Origin of the sequence: Paraflavitalea devenefica (assembly GCF_011759375.1) — a bacterium.
Taxonomy (GTDB): Bacteria; Bacteroidota; Bacteroidia; order Chitinophagales; family Chitinophagaceae; genus Paraflavitalea; species Paraflavitalea devenefica.
On record NZ_JAARML010000001.1, the window covers coordinates 1279325 to 1303792 of the forward strand.

At 47.6% G+C, this 24468-nt stretch carries 20 protein-coding genes; 10 read left to right on the plus strand and 10 right to left on the minus strand.

Going from position 1 to position 24468, the window contains the following annotated elements:
- Positions 1-27: 27 nt before the first annotated feature.
- Positions 28-891 carry an OmpA family protein gene (locus HB364_RS05145; protein WP_167286804.1) on the minus strand — a complete coding sequence of 288 codons (864 nt, stop codon included), beginning with the start codon at positions 889-891 and terminating at the stop codon, positions 28-30.
- 277 nt (positions 892-1168) lie between these two features.
- On the opposite strand from HB364_RS05145, the gene HB364_RS05150 reads away from it, so the two are divergent.
- Together HB364_RS05150 and recA are read left to right on the plus strand one after the other, a co-directional pair.
- Positions 1169-2755 carry a M1 family metallopeptidase gene (locus HB364_RS05150; protein ID WP_167286805.1) on the plus strand — a complete coding sequence of 529 codons (1587 nt, stop codon included), beginning with the start codon at positions 1169-1171 and terminating at the stop codon, positions 2753-2755.
- 398 nt (positions 2756-3153) lie between these two features.
- The gene (gene recA, locus HB364_RS05155; RefSeq protein WP_167286806.1) at positions 3154-4170 is read left to right on the plus strand and encodes a recombinase RecA; all 1017 of its coding nucleotides are present in this window, start codon (positions 3154-3156) and stop codon (positions 4168-4170) included.
- Between the two features lie 499 nt (positions 4171-4669).
- On the opposite strand, the gene HB364_RS05160 is transcribed toward recA, so the two are convergent.
- Positions 4670-5296, minus strand: coding sequence for a T9SS type A sorting domain-containing protein (locus HB364_RS05160; RefSeq protein WP_167286807.1), 627 nt, complete (start codon positions 5294-5296; stop codon positions 4670-4672).
- Positions 5297-5464: 168 nt separating this feature from the next.
- Between HB364_RS05160 and HB364_RS05165 the strand changes: the two genes are divergently transcribed.
- The 3 genes from HB364_RS05165 (at position 5465) to polA (ending at position 10966) form a co-directional block, all read left to right on the plus strand.
- The gene (locus HB364_RS05165) at positions 5465-5926 is read left to right on the plus strand and encodes a methylglyoxal synthase (RefSeq protein ID WP_167286808.1); all 462 of its coding nucleotides are present in this window, start codon (positions 5465-5467) and stop codon (positions 5924-5926) included.
- Positions 5927-5968: 42 nt separating this feature from the next.
- Positions 5969-8017, plus strand: coding sequence for an excinuclease ABC subunit UvrB (gene uvrB, locus HB364_RS05170; RefSeq protein WP_167286809.1), 2049 nt, complete (start codon positions 5969-5971; stop codon positions 8015-8017).
- 81 nt (positions 8018-8098) lie between these two features.
- Positions 8099-10966 (plus strand): DNA polymerase I, encoded by a 2868-nt coding sequence (gene polA / locus HB364_RS05175; RefSeq protein ID WP_167286810.1) that lies wholly within the window; start codon positions 8099-8101, stop codon positions 10964-10966.
- 68 nt (positions 10967-11034) lie between these two features.
- Here polA and HB364_RS05180 read toward each other — a convergent pair whose 3' ends face one another.
- Positions 11035-11436 (minus strand): hypothetical protein, encoded by a 402-nt coding sequence (locus tag HB364_RS05180; protein WP_167286811.1) that lies wholly within the window; start codon positions 11434-11436, stop codon positions 11035-11037.
- Between the two features lie 261 nt (positions 11437-11697).
- On the minus strand, positions 11698-14115 hold the full coding sequence (locus HB364_RS05185; RefSeq protein ID WP_167286812.1) for a mechanosensitive ion channel family protein: 2418 nt from the start codon (positions 14113-14115) through the stop codon (positions 11698-11700).
- 192 nt (positions 14116-14307) lie between these two features.
- On the opposite strand from HB364_RS05185, the gene HB364_RS05190 reads away from it, so the two are divergent.
- The 4 genes from HB364_RS05190 (at position 14308) to HB364_RS05205 (ending at position 17050) form a co-directional block, all read left to right on the plus strand.
- On the plus strand, positions 14308-14808 hold the full coding sequence (locus HB364_RS05190) for an asparaginase domain-containing protein (RefSeq protein ID WP_208419856.1): 501 nt from the start codon (positions 14308-14310) through the stop codon (positions 14806-14808).
- 96 nt (positions 14809-14904) lie between these two features.
- Positions 14905-15183 (plus strand): hypothetical protein, encoded by a 279-nt coding sequence (locus HB364_RS05195; RefSeq protein WP_167286813.1) that lies wholly within the window; start codon positions 14905-14907, stop codon positions 15181-15183.
- A 40-nt stretch (positions 15184-15223) separates the two neighbouring features.
- The gene (locus HB364_RS05200; RefSeq protein WP_208419857.1) at positions 15224-15652 is read left to right on the plus strand and encodes a hypothetical protein; all 429 of its coding nucleotides are present in this window, start codon (positions 15224-15226) and stop codon (positions 15650-15652) included.
- A gap of 36 nt (positions 15653-15688) precedes the next feature.
- Complete coding sequence (locus HB364_RS05205; protein ID WP_246228322.1) at positions 15689-17050, plus strand: DEAD/DEAH box helicase; 1362 nt, start codon at positions 15689-15691, stop codon at positions 17048-17050.
- 54 nt (positions 17051-17104) lie between these two features.
- Here the strand turns inward: HB364_RS05205 and HB364_RS05210 are convergent, their stop codons facing one another.
- Positions 17105-18862 (minus strand): ABC transporter ATP-binding protein, encoded by a 1758-nt coding sequence (locus HB364_RS05210; RefSeq protein ID WP_167286814.1) that lies wholly within the window; start codon positions 18860-18862, stop codon positions 17105-17107.
- A gap of 107 nt (positions 18863-18969) precedes the next feature.
- Between HB364_RS05210 and HB364_RS05215 the strand changes: the two genes are divergently transcribed.
- The gene (locus tag HB364_RS05215; RefSeq protein WP_167286815.1) at positions 18970-20583 is read left to right on the plus strand and encodes a serine hydrolase domain-containing protein; all 1614 of its coding nucleotides are present in this window, start codon (positions 18970-18972) and stop codon (positions 20581-20583) included.
- Here the strand turns inward: HB364_RS05215 and HB364_RS05220 are convergent, their stop codons facing one another.
- From HB364_RS05220 to HB364_RS05240, 5 genes are all read right to left on the minus strand, one after another.
- Positions 20584-20874, minus strand: a complete 291-nt coding sequence (locus HB364_RS05220; RefSeq protein ID WP_167286816.1) for a hypothetical protein — start codon at positions 20872-20874, stop codon at positions 20584-20586.
- Between the two features lie 32 nt (positions 20875-20906).
- Positions 20907-21374, minus strand: a complete 468-nt coding sequence (locus HB364_RS05225; protein WP_167286817.1) for a hypothetical protein — start codon at positions 21372-21374, stop codon at positions 20907-20909.
- Between the two features lie 56 nt (positions 21375-21430).
- The gene (locus HB364_RS05230) at positions 21431-21655 is read right to left on the minus strand and encodes a CDGSH iron-sulfur domain-containing protein (RefSeq protein WP_167286818.1); all 225 of its coding nucleotides are present in this window, start codon (positions 21653-21655) and stop codon (positions 21431-21433) included.
- A 33-nt stretch (positions 21656-21688) separates the two neighbouring features.
- Positions 21689-22951, minus strand: coding sequence for a hypothetical protein (locus HB364_RS05235; protein ID WP_167286819.1), 1263 nt, complete (start codon positions 22949-22951; stop codon positions 21689-21691).
- Between the two features lie 198 nt (positions 22952-23149).
- Positions 23150-24256: a sensor histidine kinase gene (locus HB364_RS05240; protein ID WP_167286820.1), complete on the minus strand. Its 1107-nt coding sequence runs from the start codon at positions 24254-24256 to the stop codon at positions 23150-23152.
- Positions 24257-24468 lie beyond the last annotated feature (212 nt).

Here is a 24468-nt window from a genome sequence, read left to right on the forward strand (position 1 = left end):
CCTTTTTGTTTTATAAGAAGAAGAATACTATTTCCTTTCGAGCAGTTTGAAGAACTGATCCAACTGGGGCAGGATAACGATCCTTGTACGACGGTTGGCCGCTTTGCTTTCAGGAGAATCATTAGGCATCAGCGGAGAGTATTCGCCACGACCGGCTGCAGACATTTTCGCGGGATCCAGACCATACTGATTCTGGAGGATCCTTACTACAGAAGTAGCACGCTTAACGCTCAGGTCCCAGTTGTCGAGCAATACGCCACGGGCAAAGGGTACATTGTCGGTATGACCTTCTACCATGAATTCGATATCGGGTTGATTTTTCAATACAGTAGCTACTTTACCCAGCACCACTTTGGCTTCTTCCGTTACATCGTACTTACCGGTTTTGAATAAGAGTTTATCAGAAATATCAATGTATACTACACCTTTGTCAACCTTGATGTTGATGTCTTTGTCATCCAGGTTGCCGATGGCGCCTTTCAGGTTCATCACCAATGCCATGTTCAGTGAATCTTTCCGGGCCATTTGTTGCTGTAAAGTCTGGATATAAGAATCTTTGGCGCCGATGTTTTCCATTGATTTCTTAATGCTTTCAGCCTGTGCGCTGGATATTACAGACAGGTCCTGCAATTGTTTTAAGGCCTGTGTATTGTTTTCTTTCAGGAAAGCGATTTGCTTGTTGAGGTTGTCAATTTCAGTTTGCAGGGCCGCCTTCTTACGGGCTTCTTCTGCTTTCTGATCTTCACAGGCTTTAAGATCATTTTGCAATTTGGCGTAAGAATCGTTTAACGTTGTGTATTTGGCCTGTTCTGCTTTAAATTTTTTGGTGCTGACGCAGGAAAACAGCACTACAGGGGCTAATGCAACTAACAAAGCTTGTCTGAGGTACATATAAATTTGTTTTAATTGATTAATTAGCAGTCATTCATGCATAAGAACAGTGCTTCATAAATTGTTCTATGCAAGATATGTGCCTATAAAGGGGTTCAAAGGTATTGTATCACGATAATAAACAGGTAAAGGATTATGGCAGGCTTTTATTTTACGGTCATTTTAAGTTTTTTTTAATAATCGGGTACGCATTTCTAATCATAATATGCCTCCATCCACATAAACCCCTACCGGGGGCGGTTAGTAAAAGCATTACCTTACATACAAAAACCTTTCTATGCGTGGCCTTATTTATACGCTGTTACTATTTATTACGCTCCCTGCGGTTGCTCAAACCATTTTTTCCGGTGGCCTGTTGAAACCAGAACAGGCCAATATGGATGTGCGGCATTATACAGTAGCATTAACCGTTAACCCCCGCGAACAATCCATTGACGGATATACGGTGATAGACGTTGTATTGGAACAGCCAACGACTGCTTTATTGTTTGACTTGTTGAATACCTTTAAAGTGAATAAGGTTTGGGTGAATAATAAAGAACAGGTTTTCACCCATGAAAAAGACCTGGTCCATATTACGCTGCCTGCGGCAATAGCTGGCAAAGCAGCTATAAAAATTCAATATGCCGGCAAGCCGCGTGTGGCAGTAAGACCTCCCTGGGACGGCGGATTTCAATGGGCCAAAGACTCCACCGGCAATGACTGGATTGCGATCAGTTGCCAGAATGAGGGAGCCAAGATCTATTTCCCCTGTAAAGACCATCCCTCTGATGAGCCCAATGAAGGAGCAGATCTCCTGATTACCGTTCCCAAAGGACTGGTAGTGGCCGGGCCGGGTGTTTTACAAAAAACAACGCATAAAAAAACCAGCTCCACGTATCACTGGAAAACAAGCTATACCATCAATAATTACAGTATCCTTTTCAATGTGGGAAAATACAAAGTGGTAAGCCGCCCGTACACCACGGTCAGTGGCAATAAAGTGCCTGTTGAATTTTATGTACTGGAAGAACATGCCGATAAGGCAGCGCACCACCTGGAGGTATTTGAACGCAGCATCAAAATGCAGGAAAAGTATTTTGGCGAGTATCCATGGATAAAAGAAAAGATCGCCATTGCCGAAACGCCGCACCTGGGCATGGAGCACCAGTCTATGAATGCGTATGGAAATAAGTTTAAATATATGAAAGTGGGAGGGCAGGATTTTGACTGGCTGGTGCACCATGAATTTGGTCATGAATGGTGGGGCAATAAAGTAACCGGTAAAGACTGGGGCGATATGTGGGTGCAGGAAGGCATCTGCAGTTTTGGCGATGTGCTGTTTATCCGGGAGGCGGAAGGCGAGGAAGCCTATATTAAAAGAATGCAGCAAATGAGCCTGTACATACAAAATCAGAAACCGGTGGTATTAGGCACCAATATTAATTCAGATGATGCCTATCACGGGGACATTTACAGCAAGGGCGCTTTCTTTATGCATACGTTACGGTACATAACAGGTGATGACCTGTTTTTCCCGGCCATCAAAAAGTTTGCTACCGACGCGCGCTATACGTACGATAACCTGGTAACCACCGATGATGTGGAGCAGTTCTTCAGCCGGGAATCAGGTACCAACCTGAAACCATTGTTTGATTTCTACCTGCGCACGACCCAAAAGCTGGACATCAGGGTGAAGCAAACAAAAGATACCAGCTACCTGGTGCAATTGGTAAATTATGACGGCGCCCTGCCGCTTGATATTGGTACCAATAATGGCACAAAACGAATGACAGTGGATAAGAAAGGAATTACCGTAAACAGCCAAACCCCGCCGGTCATTGATGCAAAGACTTTTTATCTGAAGCGGGTAATTTTTGAGTAGGGGCAAACCCTTATTATAGAATTACCACAAAGTGGTATTGCCGGGAATCTGTTTTTGTAGTCCCTTTGAGCAATGGTTTTCAGCCATCGCCTTTTCCTGAATTAGTTTCTATCCCTATGGTAGTTTTCTGCTATGGGTTTCCCCGCTACGAGCAATTGGTAGCGGGGTTTTGTTTTTAGCCCGGTCGGGTAGGCCGCCCTCCGGCACTTGCCCTGCTTTGCAGGGGGACTCACCCAGCCAGGCAAGGTCGCCAAACTCAACGGTTAGCCATTAAACCCCTGGTTTTTAGCGCCACCAAAATAGTTAGCTAAAAAATGCTAATAAAATTAGTGTGAATAACATAATTTCCCCTACATTTGACATTCGGTAATTTTGAATACAACAAAAACAAACCCATTATGTCTGCAAATAACGAAAAACTCAAAGCGCTGAAGCTGACGATCGACAAGATTGAAAAAGACTTCGGCAAGGGAAGTGTGATGATGATGAATGAAAAGTCAACTGATCCGATGGAAGTAGTATCAACAGGTTCTATTGGATTGGATTCGGCGCTGGGAGTAGGCGGCTTTCCCAAAGGCCGTATTGTAGAGATCTATGGACCGGAATCTTCCGGTAAAACCACCATCGCAATACATGCTATTGCAGAAGCGCAGAAAAAAGGCGGAATGTGCGCCATTATTGACGCAGAACATGCTTTTGACAGCTCTTATGCGCAAAAACTGGGCGTGGATGTAGACAACCTGCTGATCTCCCAGCCTGATTATGGTGAGCAGGCCCTGGAAATAGCCGACCGCCTCATCTTGTCCGGCGCACTGGATGTAGTGGTCATTGACTCGGTGGCCGCCCTGGTACCGAAAGGCGAACTGGAAGGAGAGATGGGCGACAGCAAAATGGGTTTACAGGCCCGCCTGATGTCACAGGCCCTGCGTAAGCTGACCGCTACCATCAATAAAACAAATACCATCTGTATTTTCATCAACCAGCTTCGGGAGAAGATCGGGGTGATGTTTGGCAATCCTGAAACCACTACCGGGGGTAATGCGCTTAAATTCTATGCATCTATCCGTCTTGATATCCGCCGTATGGCCCAGATAAAGGATGGTGATGAAGCGATCGGTAACCGCGTAAAAGTAAAAGTGGTAAAAAATAAAGTAGCTCCTCCTTTCCGCGCAGCAGAATTTGACATTGTGTTTGGGGAAGGCATCTCCAAAACAGGTGAGATACTGGATATGGGTGTTGAGCTGAGTGTGGTGCAGAAAAGTGGTAGCTGGTTCAGCTATAATGGCGATAAGCTGGGACAGGGACGTGATGCGGTGAAAAAATTATTACAGGATAATCCGGAACTCTCCAATGAGATTGAAGGAAAGATCCGCGAAAAAATAAAAGAGATGCAGAATACACCTGCAGCTTCTTAAACTATGTTATAGTAAGTGAATACTAAGGGGTTAGTAAATGAAAGGTCCTGATTCTTCAGGACCTTTTTATTTTATACAGTTGCGACGCTGCCGGCAATAAGTGATGATTGCCAACAACTGACTGAATAACATTGAAATTGCTACACTGATATGCACATTAAATGTTGTTGACGCGTATATCATGCTTGTAAATGAAATGAGTGGAAGGAATGCACACTGACTTGCTATAGAGGGGAAAATAAAGGCAATAAAAAAGGGGTCTGAATAGACATTCAACCCCGCTTTAAAATCCAATATCCTATGAAAAACCGTGGTAAAAATAAGGGTGAATTTTGACATGTGCAATACCATTTTGTGGTTATAGTAAAAATACTATGTAAAAAAGGTAGTATCTGTGATAAAAGGGGAAATTGCACCCCAAATGGAGTCAACACTTTCTATGTTTTTTGCATAATACCAGTGGAAATACTTCTCCGGATAAACAGCTTGCTACCAGTTGTTAGTTTTTAAGCAGCCGTTCCAGGCTCACAATACCGGTGGTGAGGTTATTAATACGCAGGAGGTACATGCCTTTCTCCAGTGACGCTACATGCAGGGTTTGCAATCCCTGCAACTTATTTTGGGTAATGCGCACTTTACCATTCCCATCCATAATCTGTATGTCGAATGGAAATTCAGAACGGATGATAAGGATATTATCTACAGGATTGGGATAAAAACGAAAGGAGATATCGCCGGCAAGAATAGCCGGAACTGTTTTTGAATATTGTGTAGCTCCCTGTTTACCGGCGAAGCGAATGCGGTACAGGTTACGTCCTTTGGCAGGCGCATCATCTATCCATTCATACCAGATGCCGGTAGCTGATTGCTTCAGCACAGCCACAGTCTCGAAATCGCGCCCGTTACAGCTACGCTCTACGGCTACAAACTCTGCTGCAGTGCTGTTCACCATGCGCCAATTGAGAATAACCTTTGCGTTGTCTTTAATAGCTGAAACGAGATCGGTGAGGTACAATGCTGAATCCGGCACGGCAACGGTACCAGCCGCTTCCTCCGGCGGAATCCCGGCCGAAGATTCCTGGGCAACACACAAGTAGCTGCTCAGGCTTACCAGACATATCAGCAAACCTTTGTACATTGAATTTAACGGGATGTAAAATGGAAAACAGTTATTAACAATTTCTGTGCCCGAATGTGGAAAACGCGGTATCGCTTTGAAAATTATTTACTTTCCGTTAAAGTTTCTTCAAAATCCAGTTACCTTTTCAGCCCAAAAACCTTTAATACAATAACTATGTTGACATCAAGGCGAATAGACGCCCGCAAGCGGATTGCGCTGGTAGCACATGATAATAAGAAGAAGGACCTCATAGACTGGGCAGAGTTCAACAAGGTTGTTTTGGCAAAACATGAACTGATCGCAACAGGTACCACCGGCAAGCTGCTGGAAGAAAAGCTGGACCGTCCCGTAAAGAAACTATTGAGCGGCCCGCTGGGTGGCGACCAACAGATAGGCGCCCTGATAGCCGTGGGAGAAATTGATGTGATGATCTTTTTCTGGGACCCGATGGAAGCCCAGCCCCATGATAGCGATGTGAAAGCCCTGCTGCGGGTGGCCATTGCCTGGAACTGTGTGGTAGCCTGCGACAGGTCCACCGCCGATTTCGTACTGACCTCCCCCCTGATGCAGTCAGATTATGCGGCCGCCCTGCCGGATTATACAGGTTACCTGAAGCGGCGGATCGAGAATAAATAGGCTCAACATATACGCACGATAATTGTTATAGAATAACAATATATGCCGTTTAAATTACATGCACCTTTTCCTCCGGCCGGAGATCAGCCGGAAGCCATCCGGCAACTGACGGAAGGCCTATTGAACGACGAAAAGCACCAGACTTTATTGGGGGTGACGGGTAGCGGTAAAACATTTACCATTGCCAATGTAATCCAGCAGGTACAGCGACCCACACTGGTACTCACCCACAACAAAACACTGGTGGCCCAGCTCTATGGTGAGTTCAAGCAGTTCTTCCCGGAAAATGCCGTAGGTTATTTTGTGAGCTATTACGATTACTACCAGCCGGAAGCCTACTTGCCGGTGAGTGATACTTATATTGAAAAAGACCTGAGCATTAATGAGGAGCTGGACAAGCTGCGCCTGCATGCCACTACAGAATTACTGAGCGGCCGTCGCGATATTATTGTAGTGGCCAGTGTAAGCTGCATTTATGGTATTGGTAACCCGGCCGAGTTTGAAAATGGTATCATCCGTATACACCAGGGACAGGTGATGTCCCGGCAGGGATTCCTGCACGGCCTGGTGAACGCCCTGTACATGAGAAGTCAGACCGATTTTACCCGTGGCACTTTCCGGGTAAAAGGCGATACGGTAGATATTAACCTGCCTTATATGGATTGGGGCTACCGCGTAACTTTCTTTGGAGACGAGATTGAAAGCATTGAAACACTGGAAATATCCAGCGGTAAACGGATCGGTACGGTGGATAATGCCGCCATCTTCCCGGCCAACCTGTACCTGGCCCCCAAAGACATGATCCAGGAGATCCTGCACGAGATACAGGATGAATGCGGCGCCCAGGTGGACTATTTTAAACAGAATGGTAAATACATTGAAGCGCAGCGCCTGAGCGAACGGGTGAACTATGATGTGGAAATGATCCGCGAGCTGGGCTACTGTAACGGGGTGGAAAACTACTCCCGCTTCTTCGACCGGCGTATGCCGGGCACCAGGCCCTTCTGCCTGCTTGATTATTTCCCCAAGGATTTCCTCTGTGTGATTGATGAGAGCCACCAGACGATCCCACAGATCAGCGGTATGTATGGCGGCGACAGGAGCCGTAAGCTGATACTGGTGGATTTCGGGTTCCGCCTTCCTTCTGCGTTGGATAACCGCCCCCTGAATTTCCATGAGTTTGAACGGCTGGTGGACCAGACGATTTATGTATCCGCTACGCCGGGTGATTATGAACTGGACAAGAGCGGCGGTATCGTAGTAGAACAGGTGGTTCGACCTACCGGCTTATTAGACCCTCCTATTGAAGTAAGGCCCAGCGTAAACCAGATAGATGATCTGCTGGATGAAATTGACAAACGTGTAACGAAAGGCGACCGCGTTCTGGTCACCACCCTGACCAAGCGGATGGCCGAAGAGATGGACAAGTACCTGCACAGGATCAATATTAAATCGAAATACATTCACAGTGAGGTGGACACCCTGGAACGGGTAGAGATCCTGCGTCAGTTACGGCTGGGAGAGATAGATGTATTGGTAGGGGTAAACCTCCTGCGGGAAGGCCTGGACCTTCCGGAAGTATCATTGGTGGCCATCCTCGATGCAGACAAAGAAGGTTTCCTGCGCAATGAAAAATCGCTCACCCAAACGGCAGGCCGCGCCGCGCGTAACGTAGATGGGCTGGTTATTTTTTATGCCGATACAATGACGGAAAGCATGCAGCGCACGATTGATGAAACCACACGCCGCCGCGAAAAGCAGGTCGCCTTCAACATAGAACATAATATCACACCACGCACCGTTATAAAATCCAAAGAACAGGTGTTTGCCCAAACATCCGTACTGGACATTAAAGGGTATGATCCGAAAAACCCCTATGCGGTGGCGCCGGACGAAGACCTGGTGATCCATGCGGCCGCCGAAGAGCAAGCTGTTTATCAAACCATCCCCCAACTGGAGAAGGCCATCGGCAAAACAAAGAAGGAGATGGAGAAGGCTGCCCGCGATCTCGACTTCATGGAAGCAGCCCGGCTAAGGGATGAAATGTTTGGCATGCAAAAGAAACTGGAAGAGTTAAAGAGCGCGAAATAAGCCTGTTTTTTGTCGCAAAACACCCGCAGAAAGCAACAATTTTTCAGGCACAGATGTGGCCATTGTTGTTAACTTAGCAGCATGAGTCAAAAAGTATTTCTTCTCGACGCTTATGCACTGGTATTCCGTGCTTATTATGCACTGATACGCAATCCACGTATTACTTCCAAAGGAAAGAACACGAATGCACAATTCGGTTTTACCAATACGTTGCTCGACCTCATTAACAATCAAAAGCCTTCCCACATGGCGGTAGCTTTTGATACCCATGCTCCTACAGAACGGCATACGGAATTTGCCGATTATAAGGCCAACCGCCAGGAAGCACCGGAAGACCTCACCGCCTCAATCCCCGATATCAAGCGCATTATACGCGGTTTCAACATCCCCATTGTAGAATTAGACGGCTATGAAGCAGATGATGTGATCGGCACCCTGAGCAAGCAGGCCGCTAAAGAGGGTTTTGAAGTATACATGGTTACACCTGATAAAGATTACGGTCAACTGGTAGATGGAAACATCAAGATCTATAAACCCGGTTATCAGGGTGGCGATGCGGAGATATTAGGCGCGAAAGAGGTATGTGAAAAATGGAACATCAAAGAAGTGCACCAGGTAATTGATATACTCGGACTGATGGGTGATGCCGTGGATAATATTCCGGGCATTGCAGGGGTAGGTGAAAAAACAGCGGCCAAACTGCTGGCAGAATATGGCACGCTTGAAAACGTGTTGGCCAACGCTGATAAGATCAAGGGCGCCCTCGGCGAGAAAGTACGTAATGGCAAAAATGCGGCCATCCTTTCCAAAAAGCTGGCCACGATTATTACGGATGTGCCGGTAGCTTTCCATGCAGAAGATTTCCGCATTAAAGAAATGAACAGGGACCTGCTGCGCGAAGTGTTTACTGACCTGGAGTTTAAGACGGTAGCCAAACGGGTATTGGGTGAAGAGATTGCTGTAGTGGCCGGTAAGGCCCCCGCACCGGAAGGTGTGCAAACAGACCTGTTTGGAAATGTAGTGGAGGCAAAAGGCAAGAAGTCTGAGGTCAGGAGCCAGAAACCAGAGGGAGAGGAAGCAGGAGTGGCAGATGAAGAAAGAGTGGAAAGCAGTGAAGCGATGGTGGCTGGAAAGACCATTCATAATACACCACACAAATACATTTCGATTGTAGGGGATGACGCGATCAAAACACTGGTGAAGGAACTAATGGAGCAACCCGAAGTATGTTTTGATACTGAAACGACCGGCATTGACGCCAATGATGTAGAGATGGTGGGCATGAGCTTTTCCTATACACCCGGCGAAGCGTATTATGTACCCACACCAGCCGACCAGGAAGCCACCAAAACGATCCTGAAACAATTCGAGAAGCTGTTCAATAAAAAAGATATTACCTGGGTAGGCCAGAACCTGAAGTATGATATGCTGGTGCTGAAGTGGTATGGCTATGAATTGAAAGGAAATATCTTCGATACCATGCTGGCGCATTATGTGATTGAGCCGGACGGCAAACGCAGCATGGATGTAATGAGTGCCCAGTATTTAGGCTATGAACCGGTGCATATTGATGAGCTGATCGGCAAGAAAGGAAAGAACCAGGGCAATATGCGCGATGTGGCGCTGGAAAAGATCACCGACTATGCAGCAGAAGATGCCGATATTACCCTGCAACTGAAGCAGATCTTTGCGCCACTACTGAAGAAAAAGGAGGTAGAGCGTGTTTTTAATGAGGTGGAAAATCCACTGGTGAAAGTGCTCACAGATATGGAGTTTGAAGGCGTAAAGATTGATGTGGACTTTTTAAAGGAGTATTCCCTTCAACTGGATAAGGACGCGAAGCAGGCCGAAGAAAATGTATACCAGCAGGCAGGTGTAAAGTTCAACCTGGCCTCTCCCAAACAACTCGGTGAGGTATTGTTTGAAAAACTGCAGCTTGATCCCAAAGCGAAGAAAACAAAGACCGGCCAGTACGCCACCGGCGAAGATGTGTTGTTAAAACTGGCCAATCAAAATAAGATTGTGGAAGATATCCTCGCCTTCCGGGAGCTCACCAAGCTGAAATCTACCTATGTAGATGCGCTTCCCCTGATGATCAACCGGAAAACGGGACGGGTACATACTTCCTATGCCCAGGCGGTAGCCGTTACCGGACGCCTTTCCAGCAATAACCCCAACCTGCAGAATATTCCTGTAAGAACAGAAAGGGGCAAAGAGATACGGAAAGCTTTTATTCCAAGGGACAGTGATCATATCCTGTTATCGGCAGACTACTCACAGATAGAGCTGCGTATTGTAGCCGCTATCAGCGGCGACCCGGCCATGTGCGATGCCTTTAAGCATGCCAAGGACATTCACACAGCTACAGCCGCCAAAGTATATGGTATTGATGAAAAGGATGTGACGAAAGAGATGCGTTATAAGGCCAAGAGCGTGAACTTCGGCATTATCTACGGACAAGGTGCTTTCGGGCTGGCCGATAACCTGGGCATCAGCCGTACAGAAGCCAAGGAGATCATTGATAATTACAAGAAGCAATTTGCCAATATCCAGAAGTACATGGATGATACGATCAATTTTGCCCGTGAAAATGGCTATGTGCAAACGTTGGTAGGCCGCAAGCGCTGGCTGCGGGATATTAACTCTTCCAATTTCACCGTACGGGGATTTGCAGAGCGCAACGCCATTAACTCTCCCATCCAGGGTACTGCCGCAGACATGATCAAGCTGGCGATGACCAAAATTCACGAAACCTTTAAGAAACATCAGTTTAAGTCGAAAATGATCCTGCAGGTACATGACGAGTTGATCTTTGATGCTACCCGCGATGAGGTAGAGACCATCAAGCCGATCATCATAGAATGTATGCGCAATGCCCTGCCTTTACCCAATGAGGTACCGGTAGAAGCAGAGATCGGAGGCGGAGAAAACTGGCTGGAAGCACACTAAAAACTCCCCGGCATTCATATTGTATTTTAACGCTTTAGGGCTGATCCAATCCGGGTCAGCCCTTTTTATTAAACGGCAGTGGTGGTGGTCATGTACTGACTGAGAGCATTTTGGATACGCTGGTGATAAATAACCTGGTCATCGAGGGTTTTGCTCATGAGCTCCAGGTCGAGGTTCTTGGGATTGAGGGCCCGCAAGCCTGTATAATTTTCTTCGCTGAATAACTGATCGCGGGCAGCTTCCAGTTCGGTGATCTTCTTCCGGAAAGTTTCCTCTCCCATGAAAGGCTTATCAAGCAGGTCATTTTTGCGGGCATACTGGTGCAGATCGGCTATAAGCTGCCCGTTGAGGTTGGTAACGGCTTCAAATTTTGCAATGAGCTCCGCTCTCTTTTTCGCAGGTTTTACAATAAAGGCTGGCCTGTAGAAAATAAAATAGCCAATAACTATCGCCACAAGTATAATGATCACAATTGGTTCCATCGGTTAGCAATCAGAAGGATGAATGAATACAGCACAGATAGAAAAGCTACGATTTTTTTCCTGTCTGGACCATGATTGGCAAGACTTTTTGGGCGGGAAGCAGCAAAACACAACTACTTTGACGCAGGTGTAGAAAAACAACTACAACCTGGATAACTTAATAACCGCAAAAGCGGTTACACCCTGGTGAAGATGTAACCGCTTTTGTGTATTGTTAATTTATTCCCGGCTGTTGTGCCAGGGTTTGATTTAATTGACCTGCAGCTTAGCAGCATTCAGTTGCTCATGCAGCAGTATGAGTACATCGCTCTTTGCTTCTGCCGATTTAAATACGTCGGCACACCAGAAGAATGCTTTGAGATCAAAACCATCTTCATTCACTTTGGTAAAAAGCACCTGTGGTTCACGGCTTTCAAAGATGAAGCGCGAAGAAAGAATGGCCTTTTTGATAGCAGAAGATACGACTTCCATATCGCGGCTGCCGTTTATAGAAAGGTCCATCTCCAGGCGTATCTGGTTATTGGTATGGGTCCAGTTGACGATCTGTTGCGACAGGATGTCTCCATTGGGAATGATGACTTCTGCCCCATCCTGTGTAAGCAGGGTACTGGAGCGCAGGCCTATTTCCCGCACCCGGCCCGCCTTATCGCCCACTTCCACGGAATCGCCTATTTGCAGCGGCCTGTCGAAGATGAGGATGATACCGGATACGAAGTTGTTGACGATATTCTGTAACCCGAGACCGATACCTACGCCGAGGGCGCCCAGCACAATGGTAATCTTATCTACCGGCACACCCGAGGCAGCTACCGCCAGGAGATAACCGAGGCAAAGCAGGATGAGCCTGGCGATGAGCAGCCTGGAACGTTGCCCTTTGTTGTGGACTTCGTCATCGGTACCCGTATCCCCAAAGAAATAACCTACATATTTCTGCAGCAGGTGCGCTATCCAGATGATCATGAAGAAGAGCAGTACGCCGCCAATGGTAAAGAAGGCATTGCCGATGTGACGGGGCGAGGTGAGGAAGTCTATAAGCCCGTTCAGTACTGAGGTATAAATATTGAGGTTGGTGGTAAAAACGATGAGCCATAAAACCACCACCAGGAACAATAGCGGGCGGCGGAACCCATTGAGCACATGCTGGTATTCGAACGGGGTTTGCACACCCCGCTTGATCCGGCTGGTCACGATCTGCAGGAGGATGGCTTCCATGACTATTTTGCTGAATACTGCCAGACCAATGGCCTGTGTAAAAGAAAAGATAGCTGCATTGCCCAGTATCTGCGCCAGTGAAAAGCGGCCCCATAGGTTGCAGAGAATGGACAGCACATTCATCACATTGTGCAGAATGATCACGAACCGCAAAAACCCTTTGAGGTGAAGGTGCTCTTTCATTTTGGAAAGGAAGAGCAGACCGAATATAACGGAGAGTACGTTTAGCAGGATGAGCCAGCAACGTTGCCAGAAACCGGGATCCACCACATGGTGCATGAAAGAAAAACAGATGTACAGAATGACCATGGCTACCCAATACCAGAATAAGTTGCGCGGCCACTTTTTCCAGCAGATGATGGTGAGGATAATCAGCAGGAGGAAGTGCATGGACTCAATGTAGGCCGAAGGAGCATGCAGATCGAAGAGTGGTGCAATAGAGAGCATCATCACAAAGGCGGCCACTATATAACCCGAGGGAAGGTATTCAAATCCCAGCCCTTTTACGAACGGCATACCTTCCCGGCTTTTCAGGATGCGTATGTTGCGGTAGATCCAGGCAAAGAACAGGAAACCTATGAGCAGGAGAAATAAACGTTTATTGCTGCTGTCTTTAAAATAATACCGCAGGGCTTTCCGCTCTCCCTGGTAGGCCCTGGCAAAGGAAGACCTGGCCTTTTCAGTCAGGTGGGTGGTGTCTTTTTCCCAGAAGTAATTGTATTCCTTGCCAAAAATGCGGGCGGCAGAGGTATTGAGCAGGGTATTTATTTTTTCAAGCAGTTGTGCCGTAGTGATAGCATGCGACGAGTTTTTCGTTTGCAGGAGATTGATAGCAGCCAGACTTTCCCGCAGGTGGCGGGTACTGCTTCGCCAGTTACCCCGCATGTCTTTTAACTGCGCGCTAAACTCCAGGCGCAGGACAGAATCGCGCATTACCTGTCTTAATACCGTATCGCCTATTAATGCTTTTATGGAACTGCGCAGGGACGATAACCTGTTTTCTGTACTATCGAGTATTTCGCGGTTGTCTTTCTGTTCCCGCTGCATATTCAGGAGCAGACTCCTGAATACCTGCAGGTTGCGGAGATTAAGGGCGCTGCTGTTGTTGAGTACATTGTCTTTTAGCACCATCAGGACCGAATCGTTGTCGGCCTGTTTGTCTTGTATATTCTGAACAGCAAGGCCAAGGTCGCTTTTGTTGTCAATGTTATCCAGTATGACATAGGCTTTTTCGATCTGGAGCTGGTAGTCACTGGAGGTGAGCTTGGCCGAGTCGGCAAAGAGGGAAGCCATGCCGCCGCCTCTTCTGCGGGTGGTATCGGATGCCTGTCTGGCTGTATCGGAGCGGCCCCGGAAATTGTCTTGTCTGGAACGTGTAGTGTCCTGGGCGGTTGCTGCCAGGGTTAGTAAAAAAAGGATAATACCTGCCACCTGGTGGCGCCAGCGGTTTTTCATACTGTTGATTTTTGCTGACGCTAAGCTATAAAAAGAAAGCCTGTATTTCAAGATTTGCAGCTTGCAAACATTCAACATATTTGCCTTACCCTTAAATGATCAACAAGCAATCCGGAGAGAGCCTTGAGATTTTCTAAATCTGCCCTTGTCCAACTTTTATTGTTTTAATTTCACCCGTTTAAATGCCTGATTATGCTTACGAAGCCCATTCGCATTTTTATTACCGGCGGTACTTTTGATAAGGAGTATAACGAATTGAACGGTCAGCTATACTTTAAAGATACACAGATGCATGACCTGCTCGAAATGGGTCGCAACAGGGTGCCGGTGGTGATCAGGACCCTGATGATGATTGATAGCCTGGACATGACTGCGCAGGACCGTGAGCTGATCGTTCATCAGTGTATCCAGTGCGAGGAAGACAAGATTATTATTACCCATGGTACAGATACGATGGCAATAACCGCCAAGGTGCTGGCGCAAAGCATTAAGAATAAAACGATCGTTCTTACCGGCGCCATGATCCCCATTAAATTCGGTAGCTCGGACGGGCTGTTTAACCTGGGCAGCGCCATGGCTTTTGCGCAATCCCTGCCTCCCGGCGTATATGTAGCCATGAATGGCCGTTATTTTAACTGGGATAATGTGCGGAAGAATAAACAGACAGGTATGTTTGAGGAAATTGATGTCTGAACCGGGATTTATAGGATTTTTTTAACTTACCTTACAGATAAGCAGCAACGATCTTTACTCCTGCTTTGCCCGGTATAATCCTAAACTCAATTATCATTGTTCAACAATATAGCCCCCGACAAGAAACGACATTTTTATGCAGGCATCCTGATGGGCGCCGTACTCCAGGGGCTGGGCTGGTGGCTGATGCCCGGCGATATTGCCTTATCGGTAGTGATCGTGCTGGGCCTCGTGATTATTATCAGTTATGGGTTTGAACTCTTCTCCCTTGTTACTGGCATGGGGATATATGATTTCATGGATGCTGTAGCCTCTGCCATTGGCGGCATCTTCGGCATGGGCCTGGCCCTGCTGGCGGGTTGTTGGTTGTTTTAATCCCGGCTACTGCTTTTTTCTTACTTTCGGCCTATAAAGTATGATCCAAAAAAAGAAAGTGGATGTAGATGTTATCAGGGATGTACTGGAAGCTATGCTGGCCGCCAGACCTGACTCTACTTTTATTAAAAGCCTGGCCCATCAATATGAGGAGCGGGGCGGACTGAGTAAAAAGCAACTGGAAGGGTTGTACCAGAAAGCGCAGAAAGTGCCTTCTATTCCCGATGGCAAACTGGCTACGCTGGAAGCCGTTATCCTGAAAAAGCCTACCAGGTATAAATCGGCCCCGCCGCCACCCAAGCCACTCTACAGTAAAGATGAGCAGGTTGGTAAAATGATTGACGCTATCCTTGCCAAATACCCGCAACACAAACGGGTCCTGTTCTTCCAGGTAAAGTACCATAATAATGAGCCGCTTACCCCGCCGGAGATCACGGAACTGGAGAAGTTTCACCGGATGCTGAAGTAAGATGGTTTGTGAGGACACAAACCATGTCCACAAACCATGGCGAAGGGCTATGGCGAAGAATTGACGTACTTTTGCCGGATGCAGACATCCTTTTCTATTGAACAGTCGCTTACCAATTTACAGATCGAGGCATTGAATGAGATGCAGGAGGCATCGCTGGAAGCCAATAAGACTTCCGATGCTGTGATCCTGCTGTCTGATACCGGCTCCGGTAAAACACTGGCTTTCCTGCTTCCCATACTGCAATTACTGAATAAGAACACTACTGTTACGCAGGCATTGATCATTGCACCCTCGCGGGAACTGGCTTTACAGATTGAACAGGTATTCAAAAGAATGGGTACCGGTTTCAAGATCACCTGCTGCTATGGTGGCCATCTCCGGGAAACAGAGGAAAACAACCTGATGCAGGCCCCTGCACTTATTGTGGGCACGCCGGGCAGGCTGGCCGATCATATCCGTCGCGGAAATATTACCACCGGCCATATTGAGACCCTGGTACTGGATGAATTTGATAAGTCGCTGGAAGAAGGGTTTGAAGAAGAGATGTCATTTATTGTAGGCGCCCTCCCGGCCCTGAAGAAAAGAATATTGACTTCTGCTACCGAAGCCGTGGAAATACCAGCTTTCCTGAACCTGAAAGACCCTGTACAGCTTAATTTTCTGACCGGTGAAAAGTCGCCGGGTCTGGCTGTTCAGCAGGTACGGAGTGATGATAAAGACAAATCCGACACCTTATTCCGGCTGATCTGCGCACTGGGCAACCGCTCCACGATCGTATTCTGTAACCAACGCGAGTTTGTAAATGACCTCAGCGCTTACCTGAAAGATAAAGGCATTGTGAATGTGTTTTATCATGGCGCCATGGAGCAGCAGGAGCGCGACAGTGCCCTGTGTAAGTTTCGCAATGGCAGCGCCAATGTACTGGTGACTACCGACCTCGCCGCCCGCGGACTGGATATTCCCAATATCCGCTATATCATACACTACCAGCTTCCCAACACTGAAGAGTCTTATGTGCACCGGAACGGGCGCACTGCCCGGATGGACAAGAGCGGTACCGCTATCCTGATCCTGGCGCCACATGAAAGAGTACCGGAATATATTACACCCGAACCGGCTGCCATTGATCTGCCGGCTACCGCGGAATTACCACAGAAACCGGTATGGACTACTTTGTTTATTGCAGCGGGCAAGAAGGACAAAGTAAATAAAGTGGATATTTTGGGTTTCCTCACCAACAAGGGCCAGTTAAAGAAGGAAGATGTAGGGTTGATCGAGGTGAAGGACTTTTTCTCTTTTGTGGCCATCCGTAAATCCAAAGCAAGTCATACGCTGCAACAGATCAAAACAGAAAAGATCAAGAATAAGAAGGTGAAGATTGAAGTGGCGAAATAGCTGCGAGGGTGAGCCACCCTGCTACACACAAAGCATTACACAGGGTGACCCACCCTAACCGGGAATTTCCATACGTCTTTCGCCGATCTGCTGGCGCCACATGGCATAGTAGAGTCCTTTGCGGGTGAGCAGCTCGTCGTGTGTACCAGATTCGGTAATACGGCCTTTTTCCAATACATAAATCGTGTCGGCATGCATAATGGTGCTGAGGCGATGCGCAATGAGGATGGTTATCTGCTGCCGTTCTGAAGAGATGGCCCGGATGGTTTCAGTGATGGCTTCTTCTGTGAGTGAATCGAGGGCAGAAGTAGCTTCATCGAAGATGAGCAGGCGCGGATGACGCAATAGGGCGCGGGCTATGGACAGGCGTTGCTTTTCACCACCAGACAGTTTGAGCCCGCCTTCTCCCAGGATCGTGTCCAGTCCTTTTCCTGTTCGCGTTACCAGGTTAGTGGCAGAAGCCTTTTTCATGGCTTCCAGCATATCTGCATCAGTGGCGTTGGGCTGTACAAACAGCAGGTTTTCCCGGATGGTGCCTGCAAAGAGTTGTGTGTCCTGCGTTACAAACCCGATCTGCCGCCGCAGCTCATTATAACGAATAAGAGAAGCCGGAATATCATTGAAGCTGATCATTCCTTCCTGTGGCTTATACAATCCCACCAACAATTTTACCAGGGTAGATTTCCCGGATCCTGAAGGCCCCACAAAAGCGATGGTGTCGCCCGTTTGCACGGAAAAGGAAATGCCATCCATGGCATTCTGGGAGGCTGTATTGTGCCGGAATACGACGTTATCAAAGCGCAGGTCGTTGAGCTCATTCAAGGCCACAGGTTCAGGAGGCCGCTGTTCAATAGGTTTGTTCATCAGGGCGTCAAAAGTTTGCAGGGAAGCTTCCGCTTCGCGGTAGTTGAGAATGATACTGCCCACGTCCTGCAAGGGGCCAAAGATAGCATTGGAGATGAACTGCATACTGATGAGCTCGCCGGTGCTGAGCACATGGCCGAAGATGAGCCAGAGCAGGATGAATAAGATGGATTGTTTGAGCACGTTGAGTACGGTACCCTGCAGAAAGCTGAGGGTGCGCACTTTCTTTGTTTTTTCCATCTCCAGTTGAAAGATGCGAAAAGTGTATTCCCTCAGCCGCCTGATCTCGGGAAAGGTGAGCCCGAGGCTGCGTACCAGCTCGATATTGCGCAGGGATTCGGTGATGATGTCGGCCATGCGGTTGGTTTCGCGGTTGATGGAGCGCTGCAGGGTTTTTATTTTACGGCTCAGCAGCCCGGTGAGCGACCCCAGTACCAATACCCCCACGATAAAAACAGGAATGAGGGCCCAGTGTTTGGTGATCGCATACCAGATCAGGAAGCCCATACCTACGAGGGAGGAGAATAAGATGTTGATAAAGGCATTGATGAACTTTTCGGTATCGGTACGCACCTTCTGCAGGATGGCCATGGTTTCGCCGCTGCGCTGCTCTTCAAATTCATTGAAAGATAAGCGCAGGGTTTGCCGGAGACCGTCATTGAAGATCTGCATCCCGAATTGCTGCACGGCCAGCCGGGTGGTATATTCCTGGAAGGCCCTGGCCACCCTGGCCAGCATCGCTACGGCAATGGCCACCCCCAGCCACCAGAGAACGCCTTTTATGAGCTCCTCCCGCGGCCGCAGGTTGATCTGCGAAGCATAATCATCTATGATCTTACCGAAGATGACGGGATCAATTAATGATAATACCTGGGCAACAGCAGCCAGTAATAAGGCGAACAGGACGAGCCAGCGCTGGGGACGCAGATATTTCCAAAGGATGTGCATGTAATAATATACGATTAAATAGCCAATGGGTTCAAAAAAAGAGCCATGTGTTAAATATGATCCCGATACATTTCTTTTTGTTATTTTTCTTCTTTAACCCCTTCGATATGAAAAAGCTCCCGCTGCTTCTTTTAATGATTGGTAATTGTTTTGTCGCTGCTGCACAAAGCTGGCCTGATACGGTGGCGGCTATTGAGAAGCTGTTCAGTCGTTATACAAATACTACGCCCGGCGCAGAACTGGCCATCAGCCGGAACGGGCAGGTGATCTTCTCAAAAGCCTGGGGCATGGCCGACCTGGAGCACAATGTACCGCTGACCACCACTTCTCCCACAGAAGCAGGTTCGGTATCCAAACAGTTTACGGCCGCTGCCATCCTGTTGCTGGAACAGCAGGGCAAACTCTCGCTGAATGATGACGTACGCAAGTATGTTCCTGAACTGCCCGATTATGGCAAAGTGATCACCCTGCGCCATGCCATGCAGCATACCAGCGGCCTGAAGGATTGGGGCAGCGTAATGGACATAGCCGGCTGGCCGAGGGGTACACGGAACTATACCAATGAATACGCTTTGTATGTAATGACATTACAGCCAACACTGAACAATGCGCCTGGTGACGAATATATTTACAGCAATTCCAACTACAACCTGCAGGCCATCATTGTACAGCGGGTAAGCGGCCTGTCGCTCGCAGCATTCACCCAGCGGTATATTTTCGAACCGGCCGGTATGAAGCATACGGAATGGAGGTCCAACTATAGAAAAGTATTACCCAACAGGGCCATCGCCTACTCAAAGAACGGGCAGCAGTATATCACCAATATGCCCAATGAAAGCGCCTACGGTAACGGCGGATTACTCACTACCGCAGAAGACCTGCTGGCCTGGAATCATTTTTACCTGGGCGGAATGTTTGGCAATCCATCCCTCCTGCCGGCGCAAACCGCTACCCGCCCGCTCAATAATGGCCGGCCTAATAGTTATGCGGCGGGACTGGAAACAGACTCTATCAATCGCTGGCAGGCCATTTCCCATACCGGCGCTACAGCGGGTTACCGGGCCTACCTCGAATATTTTCCCGAAGCAGGTTTGTCCATCGCCTGGCTCAGCAATACCTCGGCTTTCGACAGTGACACTTTAAACCTGAGCAACGCTGTCCGCAAGCTCTTCCTGCGCGACCGCAGTACGGTAGTACGCAGACATATAGCCGTTCCCGTAGCGGCCGAAAAGCTGACAGCCTATGTCGGCTGGTACCGTAACCCGCGCACAGGCGCTGGTTTGAAACTGTATGTGAAAGAAGGTAAACTAAGCAGCCTGTATCCCACGGCTAACCTGACAGCTATTTCAGATAAAGTTTTTATGCTGGGTAATAATCGCCTGGAGTTAAATAATGCCAGTAAGTTGCTTGTGACGGCGGGACTGGACAGCCTGTATTATGACCAGGTGGACTCAGCAGTCATCAATGATAAGGTCTTGAAAAGTTATGTGGGAGAATATTATTCCAGCGAGGCTGAAGCTACTTATCAGATTGAACTGAATGCCGGAAAGTTATTGTTGAAACAAAAACCAACTACCGTATTCATCCTGAATCCTACCTACAAAGATGGATTTGATTCCCCTTTCGGCCCGCTTTATTTTATCCGCGACCCGAAAAGGGACGTGGTGGAATTTAAGATCTCTGTATCAAGGGCCAGGAATGTATCGTTTAAGAAACGCTGATCACATATTTACATCACCTATATTAATCGCCAGCAAGGTCAGAATGTAGATCACCAAAGGTGGCAGGATACTTAATATCAGGGCCGTCCAGTGAACAGGGCCATGCTTTTTCTTGTAACCGCGGTAGAGCAGGTACAGGTTGGCGAAATAGAAAAGGGCAATGATAGCCCCTATCCATACAGCGTCCCGGTCAGCAGGCGCTTCCAGCAAGCCAAGCACAATGAAAAGAATGCCCACGGCAGCACATGCGACAGAAACAATGATGGTAATGATCCTTATTGCCAGTAACATAATAAAATAATTGATTGGGTTGGGGCAAGCGCTCAATACAAGTCAACAATAATAGTACCTACTGCATTAAAAACAAAATGGTCCCCTGCTTTTTTGTGTTGCAGTTGTTGCGCCAGCGGGGCTTGTGGCGACAGGAAGAAGATGGTTTTGTTGTCAATGATTTGTTTGCCGAGGCCGGCCGCCAGGAAGAAGGTCATTTTTCCACATTCTATAAGGGCGCCGGCAATGGCTTCTTCATACAGGACATCTACGTTTATGGCATGGAGTGCTGCCAGCTCTTTCGCCTGTTCGGCCAACTGGCGGGCGTGCATATCCTTCTGCAGATGACCCATGGCGCGGGCCGTTTCATATTTGTCGCCGGCAGAACTTTTCTCTTCCTGGTTGGCCGCCTGTTGCGCCTCTTCTATCTGCTGCCTGGCGGCGGCCATGCGTTGCTCAATAATGGCCAGTCCTGCCTGTTTAAGCAGGTGCTTATAGCTTATTTTTTCTGCCCGGGTCATGGTGCAATTTACAGCTCAGAGCAGTGCAGTGAGCTTTTCCCGGGCCGCAACTGCTGTTATTGCTTTTTAGGCGGCAGGCTGAAGGCGATGGCTTCATGCTCAAAATGTCCTTTATGGGCGCCATCACAGAAAGGTTTGTTCTGAGATCGGCCACAACGGCAGAAGGAAATGACTTCCCGTCCGCCAAGGTCATATTTATTGCCATTCTTGTCAACGATCTCGAAATCTCCTTCTACTTTAAGGGAGCCATTGCTGTTAACTGTAATCTTTGTGGTAGCCATGCGGGTTGAATTAAGGGGCGAAAGTAATGTTTTTTAACGGTCAACTTTTATCAGCTTTCCGGCCCACCTTTCCTGGCCTGTTAGTAGGTATACCGCATAGTTACCAGCAGGCCATTGCTGCGCAAGCGGTATTTCAATAAAATTGGCTCCCTTATTAACAGTTACTTGCCTGGTCAGGACCACCCGGCCGCTATAGTCAACCACCTGTAGGTGCGCCGGCGATCTTTGTAAGGCGTACCATTGCAGGGTAGTTTTATGGGTGCAGACAGTTGGCAACAGGCGCCTGTTATTTTGCGCCGGCAACAGGGCTTCCAACATGATTATTTTGCTATAATGAACTGCACCACTGGCATCCTGCAGCTTAAGACGGTAATAGTGAGTTCCTGCAGGCACTTCATAATCGGTAAAAGATGAATGGTCTGCAACAGGCTGTTCAATCGTGGCAATGGAATTGAATGATCCTTTTCCTTCCATCCGTTCAATCTCCAGTTTTTTGATCGCATGTCCTTTTTCCAGCTCCCAATGCAAGGTTGCCTGTTGTTGCGCCATGCTGCCAGTAAAGGATTTGAGGCCTGCTGCAGCCAGTATGCCTGAATTGGGATAACTAAACCGGGCAAAATAAAAGCTGCGTTGACGGTTAACATTATTAAACACGTCATTATTAATGGCACCGCTACGAACGAATATAGTAGTGATGGATCCATTGACAGCAGTAAACCGTACGTTGGGAGAAAGGTTGATAGATCCATACTCAACACCGGCCACATTGGTTGCCCGAATGGTCGTAGCGGATATAAAAGCAACGTTGATATCACTACCGGTAAAATCAAATTCTGCAAAGGCCCCGGGGCCAAGATCAAATTCTTCAAATTCGTTTAATCGCTGATTGGGAGCACTGTTATATCCATCAATATCAAGGGCTGTTATGGGCACCTCCGTTTGCGTGGAAAGCGTTGAAGTTCCTGTTACTACAAAATCAATTCTGAAATCAATATACCCTGTTGTCATAGAATTTACCCTTACATTGGGCTGAAAGGCATTGTTATAGCCTGTCCCTGTTTGGTCCAGTATAGTAAGTGTGGCATTCGCAGCACCGGTTATGGTTACCAGGGCATCTACACCAGGCTTTACGAGGGAAAACCGGTAAACGGCGCCCACCGTCAGGTCGGTTCCCGAAACGAGGGTAGGACTTACAAATACATAGTCTGCGACTGGTTGACTATAAGAGCGGAAAACACTGAGGAGAAGTACCGTATATATACATACGTTTTTGGCGGTTTGGGTAAAGGATTTCATAGTAAGGGTGTAATTGTTGTTTTACGATCTGGTCTAAAAGTAGTAACACATTCAGACTATCGCAATACTTCGTAGATCTACGATTAAGGTAAAACCCTTATAGACAGATGATTAATTTTTATTGCTCCAATTAATTCTACTGTTTAACCCGCAAAAAACAGCGCTTAGAGTAGAAGTGCAGGAAAAAACAAGGAAATACTAGGAAGAGACGGGCATCAATCCGGGCTCTGTTACCTGCTGGCCATCGGCCCGGGGTTCTATGAGCGGTATAGTAACGGTGAAATGCCAGTGATCTTTTTCAATGCTTACGCCCGGCAGGTTAAGCATCTTGTAGCGCGCATTGATGTTTTGCAGTCCGAAGCCGGTGGATTCTACCAGGCCCTCCCTTTTGAAAATAGTATTGCGTACAATGAGTGTGTTTCCGGTAGCAGCTATTATTTCAATATTTAACGGATGTTCTTTTTGAAGCCGGTTGTGCTTTACCGCATTCTCCACCAGCAACTGGAGGGTAAGCGGAGGTAGCAGCCATTCTTCATATTTTTTATCTACCTGAATTTTCAGGTCGATACCGTTGCCATAACGGGTTTGCAACAGGTGATAATAAGATTGTATGAACTGAAGCTCCTGCCCGAGGATGGTCAGTTCGGTCTGGTTGTTCCTGAGCAGGTAACGGAATACCTTGGTAAGCTCATCGAGAAAAGCTTCTGCCCGCACGGGGTTTTCGCCAATGAGCGAGGAAAGTGAATTGAGGTTATTGAAGAGGAAGTGTGGATTGACAATACCTTTTAATTGGTTCAGCTCAGCCCTGAGCTTGTCTTTTTCCAGTTGTTCATTTTCTTTTTCTGTGTACCGTAGTTTGGCGTAATGGTAAAGCGTTTCAAAACCTACCAGCAGAAAAAAGAAGGCAAAGAAAGCATTGAAGAAAGCGTAGCCCCATAAACCAACTGCAATCTGATTATTGTTGATCGTTACCCCCGATTTTATATGTACAGTAACATCTACTTGGTCCGACAGGAAATTAACCTGGATGAAAGTACTGAGCGCCAGGACCACGGTGGAGTATGCCAGGCCGGCAACAATGACTGCCCAGATGCGGAAAGGAGGCTTAAGCCAGGTTTGTGCGCGACTGCGATAGATGATAAAACGGTTACCTTCTGTAATCAACAGGATGCAGGCCAGAGATATAAGGGTGCGCAGGATCTTTGCCGTATCGGCACGCAGATATATCTTATTGGCATAAATGACCAATAAGAAAGGAAGCACAACAATGAGAATGCGGAACCATTTATCACGGACCTTTATCAATACACCATGGATTTTATTGCCGGAAGGCGGGGTTAACCCATGCAAAGAAAAATTACCCGGGCCGCAGCACCGAAAATTTGTGTATGAATTGAGATTTTAGGCGAATGAACTGTTGGGACGTGGATTCCGGGTTTGGGGTTCAGCGTTGGGGGGTTGCTACCGCGGGCTGTTGGTCGGCTAAGTCTAACTGATTGAAAAACAGGCTGGGAAAA

Excerpts from the sequence above, each read along its gene's own strand:
- HB364_RS05145 (WP_167286804.1), bottom strand. The coding sequence starts at position 891 with ATGTACCTCAGACAAGCTTTGTTAGTTGCATTAGCCCCTGTAGTGCTG.
- HB364_RS05150 (WP_167286805.1), top strand. The coding sequence starts at position 1,169 with ATGCGTGGCCTTATTTATACGCTGTTACTATTTATTACGCTCCCTGCG.
- recA (WP_167286806.1), top strand. The coding sequence starts at position 3,154 with ATGTCTGCAAATAACGAAAAACTCAAAGCGCTGAAGCTGACGATCGAC.
- HB364_RS05165 (WP_167286808.1), top strand. The coding sequence starts at position 5,465 with ATGTTGACATCAAGGCGAATAGACGCCCGCAAGCGGATTGCGCTGGTA.
- uvrB (WP_167286809.1), top strand. The coding sequence starts at position 5,969 with ATGCCGTTTAAATTACATGCACCTTTTCCTCCGGCCGGAGATCAGCCG.
- polA (WP_167286810.1), top strand. The coding sequence starts at position 8,099 with ATGAGTCAAAAAGTATTTCTTCTCGACGCTTATGCACTGGTATTCCGT.
- HB364_RS05185 (WP_167286812.1), bottom strand. The coding sequence starts at position 14,115 with ATGAAAAACCGCTGGCGCCACCAGGTGGCAGGTATTATCCTTTTTTTA.
- HB364_RS05190 (WP_208419856.1), top strand. The coding sequence starts at position 14,308 with ATGCTTACGAAGCCCATTCGCATTTTTATTACCGGCGGTACTTTTGAT.
- HB364_RS05200 (WP_208419857.1), top strand. The coding sequence starts at position 15,224 with ATGATCCAAAAAAAGAAAGTGGATGTAGATGTTATCAGGGATGTACTG.
- HB364_RS05205 (WP_246228322.1), top strand. The coding sequence starts at position 15,689 with ATGGCGAAGGGCTATGGCGAAGAATTGACGTACTTTTGCCGGATGCAG.
- HB364_RS05210 (WP_167286814.1), bottom strand. The coding sequence starts at position 18,862 with ATGCACATCCTTTGGAAATATCTGCGTCCCCAGCGCTGGCTCGTCCTG.
- HB364_RS05215 (WP_167286815.1), top strand. The coding sequence starts at position 18,970 with ATGAAAAAGCTCCCGCTGCTTCTTTTAATGATTGGTAATTGTTTTGTC.
- HB364_RS05220 (WP_167286816.1), bottom strand. The coding sequence starts at position 20,874 with ATGTTACTGGCAATAAGGATCATTACCATCATTGTTTCTGTCGCATGT.
- HB364_RS05225 (WP_167286817.1), bottom strand. The coding sequence starts at position 21,374 with ATGACCCGGGCAGAAAAAATAAGCTATAAGCACCTGCTTAAACAGGCA.
- HB364_RS05230 (WP_167286818.1), bottom strand. The coding sequence starts at position 21,655 with ATGGCTACCACAAAGATTACAGTTAACAGCAATGGCTCCCTTAAAGTA.
- HB364_RS05235 (WP_167286819.1), bottom strand. The coding sequence starts at position 22,951 with ATGAAATCCTTTACCCAAACCGCCAAAAACGTATGTATATATACGGTA.